At 67.3% G+C, this 16,968-nt stretch carries 12 protein-coding genes; 4 read left to right on the top strand and 8 right to left on the bottom strand.

The window, feature by feature from the left end; all coding sequences use genetic code 11:
* Positions 1 to 42: 42 nt before the first annotated feature.
* The 7 genes from OEJ37_RS32420 to OEJ37_RS32450 form a co-directional block, all read right to left on the bottom strand.
* Positions 43 to 3,351 (bottom strand): efflux RND transporter permease subunit, encoded by a 3,309-nt coding sequence (locus tag OEJ37_RS32420; protein WP_174421312.1) that lies wholly within the window; start codon positions 3,349 to 3,351, stop codon positions 43 to 45.
* A 3-nt stretch (positions 3,352 to 3,354) separates the two neighbouring features.
* A complete protein-coding gene (locus tag OEJ37_RS32425; protein WP_263349076.1) occupies positions 3,355 to 6,468 on the bottom strand; it encodes an MdtB/MuxB family multidrug efflux RND transporter permease subunit in 3,114 nt (1,037 codons plus the stop codon).
* A 15-nt stretch (positions 6,469 to 6,483) separates the two neighbouring features.
* Positions 6,484 to 7,851 (bottom strand): MdtA/MuxA family multidrug efflux RND transporter periplasmic adaptor subunit, encoded by a 1,368-nt coding sequence (locus OEJ37_RS32430; RefSeq protein WP_263349078.1) that lies wholly within the window; start codon positions 7,849 to 7,851, stop codon positions 6,484 to 6,486.
* 255 nt (positions 7,852 to 8,106) lie between these two features.
* Entirely contained in the window at positions 8,107 to 8,931 is an 825-nt protein-coding gene (locus tag OEJ37_RS32435) for an IclR family transcriptional regulator (RefSeq protein ID WP_174421309.1), read from the bottom strand.
* 607 nt (positions 8,932 to 9,538) lie between these two features.
* On the bottom strand, positions 9,539 to 11,503 hold the full coding sequence (locus OEJ37_RS32440) for a PhoX family protein (protein ID WP_263349082.1): 1,965 nt from the start codon (positions 11,501 to 11,503) through the stop codon (positions 9,539 to 9,541).
* A gap of 165 nt (positions 11,504 to 11,668) precedes the next feature.
* Entirely contained in the window at positions 11,669 to 12,862 is a 1,194-nt protein-coding gene (locus OEJ37_RS32445; protein ID WP_263349084.1) for an ammonium transporter, read from the bottom strand.
* A 263-nt stretch (positions 12,863 to 13,125) separates the two neighbouring features.
* Positions 13,126 to 13,461, bottom strand: a complete 336-nt coding sequence (locus OEJ37_RS32450; RefSeq protein ID WP_175918865.1) for a hypothetical protein — start codon at positions 13,459 to 13,461, stop codon at positions 13,126 to 13,128.
* 193 nt (positions 13,462 to 13,654) lie between these two features.
* Here OEJ37_RS32450 and OEJ37_RS32455 point away from each other — a divergent pair, with 193 nt between their 5' ends.
* The 4 genes from OEJ37_RS32455 to OEJ37_RS32470 all read left to right on the top strand — a co-directional run bounded on the left by OEJ37_RS32455 (position 13,655) and on the right by OEJ37_RS32470 (position 16,147).
* The gene (locus OEJ37_RS32455) at positions 13,655 to 14,083 is read left to right on the top strand and encodes a hypothetical protein (RefSeq protein WP_174421307.1); all 429 of its coding nucleotides are present in this window, start codon (positions 13,655 to 13,657) and stop codon (positions 14,081 to 14,083) included.
* Positions 14,084 to 14,174: 91 nt separating this feature from the next.
* Positions 14,175 to 14,630 (top strand): Rrf2 family transcriptional regulator, encoded by a 456-nt coding sequence (locus OEJ37_RS32460; protein WP_175918864.1) that lies wholly within the window; start codon positions 14,175 to 14,177, stop codon positions 14,628 to 14,630.
* A gap of 135 nt (positions 14,631 to 14,765) precedes the next feature.
* Positions 14,766 to 15,407, top strand: coding sequence for an NAD(P)-dependent oxidoreductase (locus tag OEJ37_RS32465; protein WP_258282149.1), 642 nt, complete (start codon positions 14,766 to 14,768; stop codon positions 15,405 to 15,407).
* Positions 15,408 to 15,676: 269 nt separating this feature from the next.
* Entirely contained in the window at positions 15,677 to 16,147 is a 471-nt protein-coding gene (locus tag OEJ37_RS32470) for an Lrp/AsnC family transcriptional regulator (protein ID WP_034183166.1), read from the top strand.
* A 47-nt stretch (positions 16,148 to 16,194) separates the two neighbouring features.
* Here OEJ37_RS32470 and OEJ37_RS32475 read toward each other — a convergent pair whose 3' ends face one another.
* Positions 16,195 to 16,968 (bottom strand): ABC transporter ATP-binding protein, encoded by a 774-nt coding sequence (locus OEJ37_RS32475; RefSeq protein ID WP_175918862.1) that lies wholly within the window; start codon positions 16,966 to 16,968, stop codon positions 16,195 to 16,197.

A 16,968-nucleotide genomic window follows, 5' to 3' on the forward strand; every position in this document is an offset into this window, starting at 1 on the left:
TTCAAGCGCGGGAAGCGGCCGCCTGACGGGCGGCCGCTGCCATCACTCCCCGGCGATCGCCGGCCCGCCCGGATTCCCGCGGCGGTTGCGCCGCTTCTCGGCCCACACGCGCAGCCGGTCCATGTACAGGTAGACGACCGGCGTCGTATAGAGCGTCAGCACCTGCGACACGACCAGGCCGCCGGCGATCGCGATCCCGAGCGGCGCACGCAGCTCGGCGCCGTCGCCGCTGCCGAACGCGAGCGGCAGCGCGCCGAGCAGCGCCGCCATCGTCGTCATCATGATCGGGCGGAAGCGCAGCAGGCACGCCTCGTGGATCGCGTCGAACGACGATTTCCGGTTGTTGCGCGTCTGGTCGATCGCGAAGTCGACCATCATGATCGCGTTCTTCTTCACGATGCCGATCAGCAGGATCACGCCGATCAGCGCGATGATGCTGAACTCGGTCTTGAACAGCAGCAGCGCGAGCAACGCGCCGACGCCGGCCGACGGCAGCGTCGACAGGATCGTGATCGGGTGGATGTAGCTCTCGTACAGGATCCCGAGCACGATATAGACGGCCAGCAGCGCGGCGAGGATCAGGATCGGCTGGTTGTTCAGCGACTGCTGGAACGCCTGCGCGGTGCCCTGGAAGCTGCCGACGATCGTCGGCGGGACGCCGATCTGCGCCATCGTCTGGTAGATCACCTGCGTCGCCTGCGACAGCGACACGCCCGGCGGCAGGTTGAACGAGATCGTCGTCGCGACGAACAGCCCCTGGTGGTTGACCGACAGCGGCGTCGTGCTCGGCCCGAACGTCGCGATCGACGACAGCGGGATCATCGTCGACTTCGACGTCGACACGGATGCGCCCGACGACGCGCTCGACTTGCCGCTGGCCGCGATCGAGTTCAGCGCCTGGTTGCGCGCGGAATCGGACGCGACCGCCGCGGCGCTCTGCACGGCCGTGCCGGCGCTCGACGTGCCGGCCGACGTCGCGACGTAGGTGCCGGCGGCCGCGTTGGTGGTCTGCGAGCCATTCGCGCTGCCGCCCGACGTGCTGATCCACACCTGGTTCAGCATCTCGGGGCTCTGCCAGTATTTCGGCGCGACTTCCATCACGACGTGGTACTGGTTCAGCGGGTTGTAGATCGTCGAGACCTGGCGCTGGCCGAACGCGTCGTACAGCGTGTTGTCGATCTGCGCGGGCTTGATGCCGAACCGCGCGGCCGTCGCGCGGTCGATCGTCACCATCGCCTCGAGGCCGCCCTGCTGCTGGTCGGAGTTCACGTCGGTCAGCTCGGGGCGCTTTTGCAGCGCCTCGGTCAGGATCGGCCCCCACTTGTACAGGTCGGCGCTCGAATCGCCGAGCAGCGTGAACTGGTACTGCGCGTTGCTCTGCCGGCCGCCGACGCGGATGTCCTGCGCGGCCTGCAGGAACGTGCGCGCGCCCGCGACGTCCGCCAGCGGCCGGCGCAGTTGCTGGATCACCTGGTCGGCCGACAGCTTGCGCTCGGTGCGGTCCTTCAGCGTGACGAACATGAAGCCCGAGTTGGTCTGCGTGCCGCCGGTGAAGCCCGCGACGCTCTTCACGTTCGGGTTCGCCTGCACGATCCGCATCATCTCGGAGAACTTCAGCTTCATCGCCTGGAACGACGTCGACTGGTCGGCCTGGATGCCGCCGATCATCAGCCCGGTGTCCTGCTGCGGGAAGAAGCCCTTCGGCACGACGATATACAGGTAGACGTTCAGCCCGATCGTGGCGAACAAGGTCATCAGGATCAGCAGCGGCCGGCGCAGCGCCCACGACAGCGAGCGCTCGTAGCCGCGCTGCATGCGCGCGAAGCCGCGCTCGAGGAAGCGCCCGAAGCGGCCTTCGTTTTGCGGGTCGTGCGACTCCGGCAACAGGCGCGCGCACATCATCGGCGTGACGGTGAGCGACACCGCGAGCGACACGGCGATCGCGAGCGACAGCGTCAGCGCGAACTCGCGGAACAGGCGCCCGACGATGCCGCCCATCAGCAGGATCGGCAGGAACACCGCGACGAGCGAGATGCTCATCGACAGCACCGTGAAACCGACCTCGCGCGCGCCGTCGAACGCGGCCTGCATCCGCGATTTGCCGTTCTCGATGTGCCGCGAGATGTTCTCGAGCACGACGATCGCATCGTCGACGACGAAGCCGGTCGCGACGATCAACGCCATCAGCGACAGGTTGTCGATCGAGAAGCCGAGCAGGTACATCGCGCCGAACGTGCCGATGATCGAGATCGGCACCGCGACGCTCGGGATCAGCGTAGCGCGCCAGTTGCGCAGGAACAGGAACACGACCATCACGACGAGGCTGACCGCGATCAACAGCGTGTGCTCGGTGTCCTTCAGCGACGCGCGGATCGTCGTCGACCGGTCGAGCACGGGCGTGACCGTGATGTCGGCCGGCAGCGACGCGGTGAGCTGCGGCAGCGCCGCGCGCACGCGGTCGATCGTGTCGATGATGTTCGCGCCGGGCGAGCGGTAGAGGATCACGAGCACCGCGCGCTTGCCGTTCGCGAGGCCCAGGTTGCGCAGGTCCTCGACCGAATCGACGACGTCGGACAGGTCGGACAGCCGCACGGCCGAGCCGTTGCGGTACGCGACGACGAGGTCGCGGTATTGCGACGCGTCGGATGCCTGGTCGTTCGTATAGAGCTGGTAGCGCTGCGGGCCGAATTCGATCGCGCCCTTCGGCGCGTTCGCGTTCGCGGACGCGAGCGCCGCGCGCACGTCCTCGAGGCCGATCCCGTAGTGGAACAGCGCCTGCGGTTCGAGCTCGACGCGCACGGCCGGGTTCGCGGAACCGCTCACCGACACCTGGCCGATCCCGTCGATCTGCGACAGCGACTGCTGCAGCACCGTCGACGCCGCGTCATACAGCTTCGCGGGCGACGAGGTCTCCGACGTGAGCGATACGACCATGATCGGCGAATCGGCCGGGTTGACCTTGCGGTAGGTCGGGTTGCTCTTCAGCGCGGCGGGCAGGTCGGCGCGCGCCGCGTTGATCGCGGCCTGCACGTCGCGCGCGGCGCCGTCGATGTCGCGGTTCAGGCCGAACTGCAGGATGATCCGCGCGTTGCCGACCGTGCTTGTCGACGTCATCTCGGATACGTCGGCGATCGAGCCGAGGTGTCGCTCGAGCGGGCTCGTCACGCTGGTCGCGACGGTCTCGGGGCTCGCGCCCGGCAGCGACGCCTGCACCGAGATGGTCGGGAAATCGACCTGCGGCAGCGGCGACACCGGCAGCTTGATGAACGCGAACACGCCGGCGAGCGCGACGCCGAGCGCGAGCAGCGTCGTCGCGACGGGGCGGGTGATGAAGGGGCGCGACAGGTTCATGGCTTACGCATCCGTGCGCTTGCCGGCATCGGGGCCGTGGCGTTCGAACCAGCCGCGCATGCGGCGCGCGAGCGAGTCGAAGCCGAGGTAGATCACGGGCGTGGTGAACAGCGTCAGCACCTGCGACACGATCAGGCCGCCGGCGATCGCGATCCCGAGCGGCTGGCGCAGCTCGGAGCCCGCGCCGGAGCCGACGATCAGCGGCACCGCGCCGAGCAGCGCGGCGAGCGTCGTCATCAGAATCGGCCGGAAGCGCAGCAGGCACGCCTGGTAGATCGCCTCGCGCGGCGGCTTGCCTTCCACGCGTTCGGCCTCGAGCGCGAAGTCGATCATCATGATCGCGTTCTTCTTCACGATGCCGATCAGCAGCACGATGCCGATGATCCCGATGATGTCGAGGTCGTGCCCGGTGATCATCAGCGCGAGCAGTGCGCCGACGCCGGCCGACGGCAGCGTCGACAGGATCGTGATCGGATGGATGTAGCTCTCGTACAGCACGCCGAGCACGATGTACATCGTGATGATCGCCGCGAGGATCAGGAAAATCTGATTCGACAGCGATGCCTGGAACGCGAGTGCCGCACCCTGGAAGCGCGTCTGGAACGACGCGGGCAGGGTGATGTCCTGCTCGGCGGCCTCGATCGCCTTGACGGCCTCGCCGAGCGACGCGCCGGGCGCGAGGTTGAACGAGATCGTCGTCGACGGGAATTGCGACAGGTGCGCGACCAGCAGCGGCGACGGCCGCTCGTGGAACGACGCGATCGACGACAGCGGCACCTGGCCGCCGCCGGCCGACGGCAGGTGGATGTCGTTCAGCGATTGCGCGTAGTGCTGCTCCTTCGGCTCGGACTCGAGAATCACGCGGTACTGGTTCGACTGCGTGAAGATGGTCGACACGATGCGCTGGCCGAACGCGTCGTACAGCGCGTTGTCGACGGTTGCCGGCGTGATGCCGAAGCGCGCGGCGCTCGCGCGGTCGATCTCGATGTAGACGGACTGGCCGTTGCTTTGCAGGTCGGTCGCGACGTCGGCGAGCGACGGCTCCTGCTGCAGCCGCGCGACGAGCTTCGGCACCCAGGTCGCGAATTCGTCCGAATTCGGGCTCGTCAGCATGAACTGGTACTGCGTCGGGCTGACGGTCGAGTCGATCGTCAGGTCCTGCACCGACTGCATGAACAGCGAGATGCCCGTGATGTTCGCGACGCGGTGCTGCAGGTCGCGGATGATCTGCGCAGCCGTCTCGGAGCGCTCGTCGCGCGCCTTCAGGTTGATCAGCATCCGGCCGCTGTTCAGCGTGATGTTGCTGCCGTCGACGCCGATGAACGACGTGAGGCTTTCGACGTTCGGATCCTTCAGGATCTCGGTCGCGAGCGCCTGCTGGCGTTCGGCCATCGCGCCGTACGAGATCGATTGCGGCGCCTGCGTGATCGCCTGGATCACGCCGGTATCCTGCGCGGGGAAGAAGCCCTTCGGCACGTACACGTAGAGCAGGCCGGTCAGCACGAGCGTCAGCAGCGCGACGACGAGCGTCGAGCGCTGGCGGTTCAGCACCCATTCGAGCGCGACCGCGTAGCGCGCGATCACCCAGTCGATCGACTGGTGCACGCGCGCCTCGAAGCGGTGGCTCTCCGGCGGCGGCGAATGGCGCAGCAGCTTCGCGCACATCATCGGCACGAGCGTGAGCGACACGATCGCCGAGATCACGATCGTCACCGCGAGCGTGATCGCGAATTCATGGAACAGGCGCCCGACCACGTCGCCCATGAACAGCAGCGGGATCAGCACCGCGATCAGCGACACCGTCAGCGAGATGATCGTGAAGCCGATCTGCCGCGAGCCCTTCAGCGCGGCCTCGAGCCCCGATTCGCCTTCCTCGACGTAGCGCGCGATGTTCTCGATCATCACGATCGCGTCGTCGACGACGAAACCGGTCGCGATGGTGAGCGCCATCAGCGACAGGTTGTTCAGCGAGAAGCCGGCCATGTACATCACCGCCAGCGTGCCGATCAGCGACAGCGGCACCGACAGGCTCGGGATGATCGTCGCGTAGACGTTCGCGAGGAACAGGTACATCACCAGCACGACCAGCCCGACCGCGAGCAGCAGCTCGAACTGCACGTCGCGCACGGCCGCGCGGATCATCGTCGTGCGATCGGTGACGATCTGCACGTCGAGCGCGGCCGGCAGCGTTTCCTGCAGCTTCGGCAACTGCGCCTTGATCGCGTCCACTGTCTGGATCACGTTCGCGCCGGGCTGGCGCTGCACGTTCAGGATGATCGCGGGCTCCGAATTCACCCACGCGCCGAGCTTGGTGTTCTCCGAGCCGGCGACGACCGTCGCGACGTCGGTGAGCATCACCGGGCGGCCGTTCTTGTACGCGACGACGGCGCTGTTGTACTGGTCGGCGCTCGTGAGCTGGTCGTTCGCGTTGATCGTGTAGGCGCGCGTCGGGCCGTCGAAGTTGCCCTTCGGTGTGTTCACGTTCAGGTTCGAGATCGTCGTGCGCAGGTCGTCGAGGTTCATCCCGTACTGCGCGAGCGCGGTCGGGTTCGCCTGGATCCGCACGGCCGGGCGGTTGCCGCCCGACAGGCTGACGAGGCCGACGCCCGCGATCTGCGAGATCTTCATCGCGAGGCGCGTGTCGGCGAGGTCCTGCACCTGCGTGAGCGGCAGCGTCTTCGACTTGACGGCCAGCGTGATCACCGGCGCGTCGGCCGGGTTGACCTTCGCGTAGATCGGCGGGGCGGGGAGGTCGGACGGCAGCAGGTTGCCGGCCGCGTTGATCGCGGCCTGTACTTCCTGCTCGGCGATATCGAGCGGCAGGTCGAGCGAGAACTGCAGCGTGATCACCGACGCGCCGGCCGAGCTTTGCGACGACATCTGGTTCAGCGACGGCATCTGCCCGAACTGCCGTTCGAGCGGCGCGGTGACCGACGAGGTCATCACCTCCGGGCTCGCGCCCGGGTAGAAGGTCTGGACCTGGATCGTCGGGTAGTCGACCTCGGGCAGCGCGGCGAGCGGCAGGAAGCGCAGCGCGACGAGGCCGGCCAGCATGATCGCCGCCATCAGGAGGGCGGTGCCGACCGGCCGGAGAATGAAGAGGCGGGATGGATTCATCGAGCGGCCCGCGCGTTATTGGGCCGCTGCTTGCGACGCGCCGTGCTTGTGTTCGCCGCGAGAGCCGCCGGCGCTCGATGCACCCGACGCCGCGCCGGCGCCGCGCGCGCCCGACGCGCCTTTCGGCTTGTCGGCCGGGATCGAGATCTTCGCGCCTTCGCGCAGGCGGTCGGAACCATCGGTCACCACGCGCTCGCCGGGCGCGATGCCGCTGACGATGCTCGTGCGTTCGCCGTCGACCGGGCCGGGCTTGACCTTGCGCACCGTCACCGTGTTGTCGGGTTTCACGACATAGACGAATTGGCCGATCGAACCCGTCAGCACCGCGGACGTCGGCACGATCGTCGCGTTGCGCATCACGTCGACGAGCAGCCGCGTGTTCACGAACTGATTCGGGAACAGCATGCCTTCCTTGTTATCGAAGTTCGCGCGCAGCTTGACCGTGCCCGTGCTCGTGTCGATCTGGTTGTCGAGCGTCGCGAGCGAGCCCGTCTCGAGCGGCACCGTGTTGTTGCGGTTGTACGCGGTGACCGACAGTTTCTGGCCCGCGTTCACCTGCTTGAGGATCTGCGGCAGGTTGTCTTCCGACGTCGTGAAGATCACGCTCATCGGCTGCAGCTGCGTGATCACGACGATGCCGTTGCTGTCGCCCGGCGTCACGTAGTTGCCGGGGTCGACCTGGCGCAGGCCGACGCGGCCCGACACGGGCGCCGTGATGCGTGCATACGTGAGGTTCAGCTTCGCGGAATCGATCGCGGCCTGGTCGGTCTTCACCGCTCCTTCGTATTGCTTGACGAGCGATTTCTGCGTATCGACGGTTTGCGACGCGATCGAGTCCTGCGACAGCAGCGTCTGGTAGCGCTTCAGGTCGAGGCGGGCCGTCGCGAGCAGTGCCGAGTCGCGCGCGAACGTGCCTTCGGCGTTCTCGAGCGACACCTGGTACGGGCGCGGGTCGATCTGCGCGAGCACGTCGCCTTTCTTCACGATCTGGCCTTCCTGGAACGACACCGACTGCAGATAGCCCGACAACTGCGTCTTCACCGTCACGTTCGCGAGCGGCGTCACGGTGCCGAGTGCGGACAGCACGATCGGCATCTCGCCCTGCGTCGCGGTCGCCACCTGCACGGGCTGCGGAACGTTCGCCATCGCGGCGGGGCCGCCGCGGCCGCGATGGCCGCCGGCGCCGCTGCTGGCACCGCTGCCGGCGGCGGCGCCGGTCGCAGCGCTGCCTGCCGCCGGCGTGCGGCTCCACGGTTGCCACCAAAGCAGGCCGCCGATGACGGCGACCGCCAGCGTCCCGATCATCAGCGTGCGGCGCGGGCGCCGTGCGGCGGGAGAGGCGGGATCTTTCGAAGGGGGCGTGGGATTTTGTTCGTTATCCATCGTGTTCTGTCAGGAAGACGGCGCGGCGTACCGGGAATCGGACTGCTCCGGGCTGCGCGTGAGCAAGCGGTGCCGGGAGGGGCAACCCGGCTCGGTCCGGCGCCCTCCCGGCCCGCGCGGGAAAAGAGCTGTGCGCACCGCGAATGCGGCGCGACGATGGGCATGATCCTACGTGCCGTCCCCGTTACAGTCCAGCAGTCTATCTTTCAACGGGTTACGGTCGTTACAGAACGCGTCAGGACGATGACGGAACGATTACACGCTGATGCGCCGGGCCGGCGCGCCGCCGATCTCGCGGGTGATTTTCGCGATGCATTCGTGCAGTGCGGGTACGACATGTTCCTGCAGCCATTCGGGCGGACACTGGTGCGACGCGCCGCCGCAATTCACCGAATAGCGCTGGCCCGACGGGCCGACGAAACCGGCCGCGACCGCATTCAGGCCCTCGCGCCATTCGCCGATCGCGATCGCGTGGCCTTCGCGCATCGCATCGTCGAGCGCGGGATTGAGTCTTGCGGACACATGCGGCCAGTCGTCGCCCGCCGTCGTGCGCAGCGAGTCGAGCAGTTGGCGCCGCTCGTCGTCCTCGAGCGCCGCGAGATACGCGCGGCCGACGGCCGTGCGGGCGATGTCCATCCGCGAGCCGATTTCGAGGCGCGTGACGAGCACGGCCGAGCGTGGCCGGATCACGTCGATCGCGACCATGTCGAGCCGGTCGCGCACCGCGAGGTGCACGGACAGCGACGTGCGTTCGGCCAGCTCGATCATGAACGGCCGCGAACGCGCGCGGATGTCGAAGTTGCGCAGGAAGCCGTGGCTCAGCTCGAGCACCGACGCGGTGAGCACGAAGCGCTCGCTGTCGGGCAACTGGAACAGGAAACCGGCGCTGACGAGCGTCGCGGTGATGCGCGACACGGTCGGCTTCGGGATGCCGGTCAGTTCGGTCAGCTCGCGGTTGCTGACGGGCGCGTCGGCAGCCGCGATGCGGCGCAGCACGGCAAGGCCGCGCGCGAGCGCGGTGATCTCGTCGGGCGACGATTCGCGGTCCCGGGACGCGGGAGGGGTTACAGTTGTCGACACGAGGGGTTCTCTCTATTTCCGAAACTCGATTTCAATTTTGTTGGTATTGTAGGACGATTGTCAAAAGATGCATGTTCCGCGGGCGAACCGGTCATTGGATGAGATTTTGCGGGTTCACCCTTGGTTTATTAGGAAAACGCTCAAATGAGCATTGCCGGAAAGTGCATGAGCCGGTGCAAATACCGCTTGACTTGTCGGGCGGAAACGGAAAGAATGTCTCACGTTTTCGAAACATCGTTTCAGGAGTTTAACCGGCAACGGTGTTTCGCGCAGTCTCTCAGGTTCTAGCACGGCCCTCGGAATGGCTAGAACTTTTTTAGCGCCACGGTCTCCGTGGCGCTTTTTTTTGCCCGTCCGCCCGGACGCGTCAGGCCCGTATTATCCCCCGATCGCAGAAAACGCCCGTCCGAACGTCCGGCGGAGCCTGCTTGCGCGCGATGCATTCGCGGCAGGTTCGGTTCGCGCGCGCAAAAAAAAAGCGCGATGCCCGCACTGGGCATCGCGCACAAACCGGCGTGGAGCGCCGACGAATGAACGGTGATGAAGAAAGGGGCGCCCGGCCAGCGGCGCCCGGCCAGGGGCGCAGGGCCCCCCTCGCACGAAGCGGTCAGGCCTTCGCGAGCTTGATGCTGGTCTGCTCGGCCGTCAGGTAGCCGACGCTGGCGCCGAAGCGGTCCTTGAAGTTCGCGCGCACGAGCGGGTCGAGCGTCGGCTTGACCTTGTCGTGCAGCGGCGATTCCCAGTCGCCCGCGTGCTGGAAGTTGCTCATGATGTAGGTCCAGCCGTTGATCTCGTCGACCGCGTGCAGGCCCGTCGATTCGGCGCCGGCCGGGCACGACAGCACGCGCACGAGCGCTTTCGTGTCGACGTTGTAGGCCCACAGGAAGTTGTTCACGTGCATGCCCGAATCTTCGCCGATGAAGAGCGTGCGCAGCTTCTCGGAGAACTTCAGGTTGTCCGGGTTCGCGATCCTGTCCGGGTTTGCGAGGTTGCCGAGCCCGTCGGCCGCGGCGAGATCCTCGCCGACCAGCGCGGCCGGCGCGCTCATGTCGACCGGCACCCATTCGCTGTCGATCGCGCCGCCCGTCGTGTCGCGCTGGCTGCCCTTCAGGTTCAGCGCGTAGACGGCGCCCGCGGCGATCTTCTTGTCGACCGCGACGTCGCGCGACACCGCGTTGCCCTTGACCATCGACGTCTCGATCCGCGACATCGCCGTGTAGACGATCTTGTCCTTCGCGTCGACCGTCGTGCCTTCGAGCTTCGTGAACGCCATGCTGCCGCCGAGCAGCGCCGCGTAGCGGTGCGTCTCGAGGAACGCGGCCGCCTTTTCCATGCCCGGCTTCACGCGCATCCAGTTGAACTTGCCGCCGAAATGGATCTTCGTGTAGCTCGCATCGTTCGGGTCGGTGGTCGTCAGGTCCATGATGTCCGACGCTTTCAGCGTGTTCGCGAGCGCTTCGATCTCGCTGCTCGTCGCGTGGCCGACCTTGATCCACGTGAGCGTCGCCGTGCCCGCGCCGGCGGACGACGTCTGCGTCCATTTCGCGACGTACAGCGTGCCGGCCGACAGGTCGGCCGCCTTGTCGGCGACGAACATGAACAGGCCGCCGTTGGTTGCGTCGTCGCCCATCATCACCGTGCGCTGGTCCGGCATCACCTGGATCAGCTCGTGCGAGATGCGGCCGAGGCAGTAGTGCTTCTTCACGGTGCCCGTGCCGTCCGCGTTCACGGTGATCTCGGGCAGGTGGCCGTAGTGGTAGGGGTTCGCCTTCGTCTCGTCGCCGAACGTGTTCCTGCTGAACGCCTTGAACTGCGCGTCGGTCGCGGCCTTCGTCGCGTCCGGCTCGTACTCCTCGCTCGACAGGTGCGTGCCCCACGGCGACAGGCTCGCGCCGCAGGTGATCCACAGGCCGTGCGCCTTCGACGTGTCGACGTTGTGGTACTTGACGACCTTCAGCGCGCCGGTGGCCGGATCCTGGTCGAGCGTGAGCACCGCGATCGGCGACGGCAACTGGCCGTACTGCGATGCGCTGGCCTGGTCGCGCGTCGTGTATTCGAACTGCACGACCGCGAACACCGTGTTGCCCTTCACCCCGGGCACGTTCGCGTTCTTCAGCGTGAGCAGCGAGCTGCCGTCCGGGCAGTCGGAATAGAACTGGCGCTCCTTGCCGGCTACCGAGCGATCGATGATCGGCTGGTTGTTGATGTCGTAGTAGCCGCCCGCGAGCGTCGTGCCGCCCTTGCCGTCCGGCACCATGTCGCCCGTCACGAAGAACGGCCGGTATGCGAGCTTGAAGTTGCGCGACGAGCCGTCCGAGAACGACACCGACAGCGTCGAGCCGACCGTCGTCGTGGCCATCGCGGCCGCGTTGTCGAGCGTGGGTGCGGCCATCGCCGAGAACGTCGCCGACGTATAGGCGGCGGCGACCGGGGCCGGCGTCGACGTCGGATTGTCGTCGCCGCCGCAACCCGTCAGCAGGGCCGGCAGCGCGAGGCCGGAAAGGGGAAGCATCGGCGCGCCGGCGAGGATCTTCAGGGCCTGACGACGGGCAGCATTGGGCAACGCGGGCATGTGGAGTCCAGTTTCAGTTGTTGGAAGAATGGCCTTCGCGAAGCGCAAGCAGGCGATCGGCAAGCTTCGCGAAGGCAAAGTGAAAACTGGACGGAAGTGTAAGGACGCTCGATGAAAGTTTTTTGAATTGAAAACGTAATATTGCGTCGGGCGTTCGTCAGGCGCTCAGTCGCGTTCGGGCGTTGCCGAGATCCGGTGGATCGACAGGTCCGCGCCGTCGAATTCGGCTTCGCGGTCGAGGCGCAGCCCGACGGTCGCCTTCAGCGCGCCGTAGACGAGCGCGCCGCCGGCGGTTGCGATCGCGATGCCGCCGAGCGTGCCGGCGAGTTGCGACAGGAACGACACGCCGCCGAGACCGCCGAGCGCGGGCAGGCCGAACACGCCGGCCGCGAGCCCGCCGAGCGCGCCGCACATCCCGTGCAGCGGCCACACGCCGAGCACGTCGTCGATGCGCCATTTGTTCTGCACGCAGGTGAACATCGCGACGAACAGCGCGCCGGCCGCCGCGCCCGTGACGAGCGCGCCGATCGGGTGCATCACGTCGGAGCCCGCGCACACCGCGACGAGGCCTGCGAGCGGCCCGTTGTACGTGAAGCCCGGGTCGTTGCGGCCCGCCATCCACGCGGCGAGCGTGCCGCCGATCATCGCCATCAGGGAGTTCACGGCGACGAGGCCGCTGATCTTGTCGAGCGTCTGCGCGCTCATCACGTTGAAGCCGAACCAGCCGACCGCGAGCACCCACGCGCCGAGCGCGAGGAACGGGATGTTCGACGGCGGGTGCGCGGCGATCCGGCCGTCCTTCGCATAACGACCGTGGCGCGCGCCGAGCAGCAGCACGGCCGGCAGCGCGACCCAGCCGCCGAACGCATGCACGACGACCGAGCCCGCGAAATCGTGGAACGGCGCACCGAACGCGTGCGTGAGCCAGGCCTGCACGCCGTAGCGTTCGTTCCACGCGATCCCTTCGAAGAATGGATAGATGAAGCCGACGATGATCAGCGTCGCGACGAGCTGCGGGTTGAATTTCGCGCGCTCGGCGATGCCGCCGGACACGATCGCGGGGATGGCCGCAGCGAAGGTCAGCAGGAAGAAGAAGCGCACGAGCGCGTAACCGTTGTGCTGCGACAGCGTGCCGATGTCGTCGAAGAACTCGACGCCGTACGCGATCGTGTAGCCGATGAAGAAATACGCGAGCGTCGACACCGAGAAGTCGACCAGGATCTTCACGAGCGCGTTGACCTGGTTCTTCTTGCGGACCGTGCCGAGTTCGAGAAATGCGAAGCCCGCGTGCATCGCGAGCACCATGACGGCGCCGATCAACAGGAACAGTGTGTCGACGCCGGATTTCAGACCAACCATGCCGTGGCTTCCTTGCGCAAAAAACGGGCAAGGAACGCAAGTATCGAGCCAACTTGGTGAACGGTCGCGTGGAATTGGTGCTCTGGCACCATGCGACGCGGCATTCCGGTGAATCGTGCCCGGTATCGGCGCACGCTGGGCGCGAGCCGGGGTCGCATTTCGTGCACGTGCGTGGTGCGGTGCGTGCGGAACTGGTGCGCGTGATGGGCGGGCCGGTACGGTGTGGTGCGCCGGCAGATGTCGTTACGCACCGATCTGGCGCGTCAGTGGCGCGCGAACAGTTCGCGCGGCCGGCGCAGCCGCAGCGCGCACGCCGACCAGTATGCGGCGATGGTCGTCAGCCCGAGCGCGGCGAACGCGAGCGCCGCGAAGCCCGCGAGCGACTGGCCGTCGCCGTCGGGGCCTAGGATGCCTTGCGCGACGATCAGCGCGGCCGTCCAGAAGCCGATCGCGGCCTGCGTGAGCAGGCGCGCGGACGCGACGCGGCGCGGGCGTCCGGCTGCGGCCAGGCGGCGTGCCGACGGCGGGCGCAGACACAGAAACAGGATGGTGGCGAGCAGTGCGGCCAGCGCGATGAACCAGTCGATGAGGAAAGCCATGAGAAAAAAGGGACACGTACGAAACGGATTGAGGCGTGCCTACTTTAGTGGCGTCGCGCCGGCGATTGAATCAGACGAATCCGAAATTGAAAGGCAGTTTCAATCGCGGGTCGTCATTTGGCCGGTTCCACAGGCGGTATCATCGACATCGGTCCAACCACGAGGCCGTGCGACGCACGGCCGGAGATTGCTGATGAACATGAAGACATCGCGTGCGCGTCGCGTGCCCGGGTTCGCGCTGGCGGCCGTGGCCGCCGGTGCGCTGCTGTTGCTCGCGGGCTGCGAGAAGTCCGGCACGCCGGTCGCCCAACCCGATACGGCCGCGAGCGCGGCTGCCGATGCCGCGAACAACGCGGCCAAGGCGCTCGACCAGGTCGCGAGCACCGTCAACCAGCAGATCAACGCAGCGAAGGCCGGCATCGCGTCCGCGGCGTCGGCCGTGCCGCCGTTGTCCGCGAGCGGCATCGCGTCCGCCGCGCAGGCGCAGATCGACGCGGCGGCGTCCGCGGTCGTCGCGCATGCGGCTTCCGAAGCCGGAGCGAAGATCGCGGAAGCCGGCAAGAAGCTCCAGCAGTGGAGCCAGCAGAGCGCGTCGGGCGTCAAGCCCGCGAGCGGAGAATGACGCGGGCTTGCGCGATTCACCAAATGTAATTATTATGGTTACATATTGTCGCCGGCCGCGGTCCGGGCCGGCGTCGCCGAGTGAGTGAGGAATGAATACCAGCAGCCGGTTCGCGTTTGCCGTCCACGTGCTCGCCTTGCTGTCGATGCAGGAAGGCGCGCCGCTGTCGTCCGACATCATCGCGGGCAGCGTGAACACGAATCCGGCGCTGATCCGCCGGTTGCTGTCGATGCTGGCGGCCGCGGGGCTGACCACGTCGCAGCTCGGCGCGGGCGGCGGTGCGCTGCTGGCGCGCGAGCCCGGGGAGATCACGCTGCTCGACGTGTATCGCGCGGTCGACGATGCGCAACTGTTCGCGCTGCACCGCGAGGCGCCGAATCCCGCGTGTCTCGTCGGACGGCACATTCAGGGCGTGTTGATCGACTACATCGGCGACGCGCAGCGCGCGATGGAGGCATCGCTCGCCACGCGCACGCTGGCCGACGTAACGGCCGACGTGCTGGATTCGGAGCGGCGCAAGCAACACGCAGGGCGCGCCGGCCGGTGAGCGGCGGGCGGGCAGGGCAGGAGGCCGGGCGGCGCGCAGGCGCGGCGATCGGCGCAACGGGGGATTCGCCCCGTTTTTTTTTCGGTCTTATATGTAATCAATGATGTTACATATTTTTCATTGTGGAGAATCGATATGACGCAACGTACCTTGAATATCGCGCTGTTCGGCGCAACCGGCATGATCGGCTCGCGCATCGCAGCGGAAGCCGCACGGCGCGGCCATCGCGTGACCGCGCTGTCGCGCAATCCCGGCTCGGCCGGCGACGGCATCACCGCGAAAGCGGCCGATTTGTTCGACGCGGCCAGCATTGCGGCCGCGCTGCCGGGTCATGACGTCGTCGCGAGCGCGTACGGCCCGAAGCAGGACGATGCGGCGAAGGTCGTCGCGGTCGCGAAGGCGCTGGTCGCCGGCACGCGTCAGGCGGGCCTGAAGCGGCTCGTGGTGGTGGGCGGCGCCGGTTCGCTCGAAGTCGCGCCCGGCAAGCAGCTCGTCGACAGCGAAGGCTTCCCGGAAGCGTACAAGGCGGTCGCGCTGGCGCACCGCGATGCGTTCGACTACCTGAAGACGGTCGGCGATCTCGACTGGACGTTCTTCGCGCCGGCCGCGCTGATCGCACCGGGCGAGCGGACGGGCACGTTCCGCACCGGCGTCGGCAAGCTGATCGCGGACGCGCAGGGCAACAGCAAGATCTCGGCGGAAGACTACGCGGTCGCGTTCGTCGATGCGCTCGAGCAAGGCAGCTTCGTGCGCGAGATCGCGACGGTCGCGTATTGAGCGGCGCAGTGGCCGGTGCCGCGTGAGCGCCGGCCTGGCCCGGGCGCGGCGCGTGAGCCGCAGCGGGCGGCACATGAGGCGATTCCACCTTGATGGGTGGAGTCGCCTTTTTCGCGTGGAGGAAGGCGTGCCGGCGCGATCGTGTGCGCGGCGGATTCACGCGTACCGGATCGGTATTTATACCGGTCGACGCGGACAGGTGGTTTCCATATTGTTCCCCGTTGTGCAGGATGCATAGAATAAATTTCTATCTACGAGGGACTGGAGAAATGGACGCCATCGATCGCAAGCTGCTGGAGCTGTTGCAGGCGGATGCCACGCTGCCGATCGCGGAACTGGCGCAGCGCGTGAACCTGTCGCAGACGCCGTGCTGGAAGCGCGTGCAGCGGCTGAAGGAAACCGGCGCGATTCGCGCGCAGGTCGCGCTGTGCGATCCGCGCAAGCTCGGGGTCGGCACGACCGTGTTCGTTGCGATTCGCACGAACCAGCACACCGAGGAATGGGCGCAGCGTTTCACGCAGGCCGTGCGCGACATGCCGGAAGTGGTCGAGGTCTACCGGATGAGCGGCGAGACCGATTACCTGCTGCGCGTCGTCGTCGCCGGCATCGACGATTACGACCGCGTCTACAAGCAGCTGATTCGCGCGGTGCCGCTGTTCGACGTCAGCTCGTCGTTCGCGATGGAGCAGATCAAGTATTCGACCGCGCTGCCCGTACGCGATCATGCCGAGCCGGCTTGACGCAGTACAGACGCGGCACCGTTGCGGATCGCGCGGCCGGCGCGGGTTCAGCGGCCGCGCGCCAGCGCGCGCGCACGTTCGTCGGCCAGCGCGTCGCGGCGCACGAAATCCGCGACGAACGGGCTGGCCGGATGGTGATGCAGCGCGTACGGCGTGTCCCATTGCGCGAGTCGGCCGTCCTTCATCACGCCGATCCGGTCGGCGATCGCAAACGCTTCGGCCTGGTTGTGCGTGACGAGGATCGCGGTATGGCCCGTGCGCTTCAGGATGTCGCGCAGCTCGAACGCGAGCCGCTCGCGCGTATCGACATCGAGATTCGAGAACGGCTCGTCGAGCAGCAGCAGCTCCGGTGACGGCGCCAGCGCGCGAGCGAGCGCGATGCGCTGCTGCTGGCCGCCCGACAGTTCGTGCGGATAGGCGCCGCCGGATTCGGCGAGGCCGACGAGTTCGAGCATATCCGCGACGCGTGCACGGCGTTCAGCCTTCGGCATGCGCCGCAGGCCGAACGCGACGTTGTCGGCCGCGCTCAGGTGCGGGAACAGCGCATAGTCCTGGAACATCATGCCGATGCGCCGCCGCTCGGGCGGCACGTCGAGCGATGGCGCCGCGACGGGCATGCCGTCCAGCACGATGCGCCCCATGCGCACGGGTTCGAAGCCGGCGATCGCGCGCAGCACGGTGGTTTTTCCGCAGCCCGACGCGCCGAGCAGGCAGCCGATATCGCCGCGCGGCAGCGCGAGGCTCAGCCCGTCGACCACCGTGCGGCGGCCTTGCGGCGTGTCGTAGGCGAGACGGAGGTCGTCGAGTTCGAGCAGGTTCAC

This window comes from Burkholderia sp. BKH01 (assembly GCF_025685725.1).
Taxonomy (GTDB): Bacteria; Pseudomonadota; Gammaproteobacteria; order Burkholderiales; family Burkholderiaceae; genus Burkholderia; species Burkholderia pyrrocinia_C.

Bases quoted from the DNA above. Each gene is read 5' to 3' on its own strand.
- OEJ37_RS32420 (WP_174421312.1), bottom strand. From the start codon at position 3,351: ATGAACCTGTCGCGCCCCTTCATCACCCGCCCCGTCGCGACGACGCTG.
- OEJ37_RS32425 (WP_263349076.1), bottom strand. From the start codon at position 6,468: ATGAATCCATCCCGCCTCTTCATTCTCCGGCCGGTCGGCACCGCCCTC.
- OEJ37_RS32430 (WP_263349078.1), bottom strand. From the start codon at position 7,851: ATGGATAACGAACAAAATCCCACGCCCCCTTCGAAAGATCCCGCCTCT.
- OEJ37_RS32440 (WP_263349082.1), bottom strand. From the start codon at position 11,503: ATGCCCGCGTTGCCCAATGCTGCCCGTCGTCAGGCCCTGAAGATCCTC.
- OEJ37_RS32445 (WP_263349084.1), bottom strand. From the start codon at position 12,862: ATGGTTGGTCTGAAATCCGGCGTCGACACACTGTTCCTGTTGATCGGC.
- OEJ37_RS32450 (WP_175918865.1), bottom strand. From the start codon at position 13,461: ATGGCTTTCCTCATCGACTGGTTCATCGCGCTGGCCGCACTGCTCGCC.
- OEJ37_RS32455 (WP_174421307.1), top strand. From the start codon at position 13,655: ATGAACATGAAGACATCGCGTGCGCGTCGCGTGCCCGGGTTCGCGCTG.
- OEJ37_RS32460 (WP_175918864.1), top strand. From the start codon at position 14,175: ATGAATACCAGCAGCCGGTTCGCGTTTGCCGTCCACGTGCTCGCCTTG.
- OEJ37_RS32465 (WP_258282149.1), top strand. From the start codon at position 14,766: ATGACGCAACGTACCTTGAATATCGCGCTGTTCGGCGCAACCGGCATG.
- OEJ37_RS32470 (WP_034183166.1), top strand. From the start codon at position 15,677: ATGGACGCCATCGATCGCAAGCTGCTGGAGCTGTTGCAGGCGGATGCC.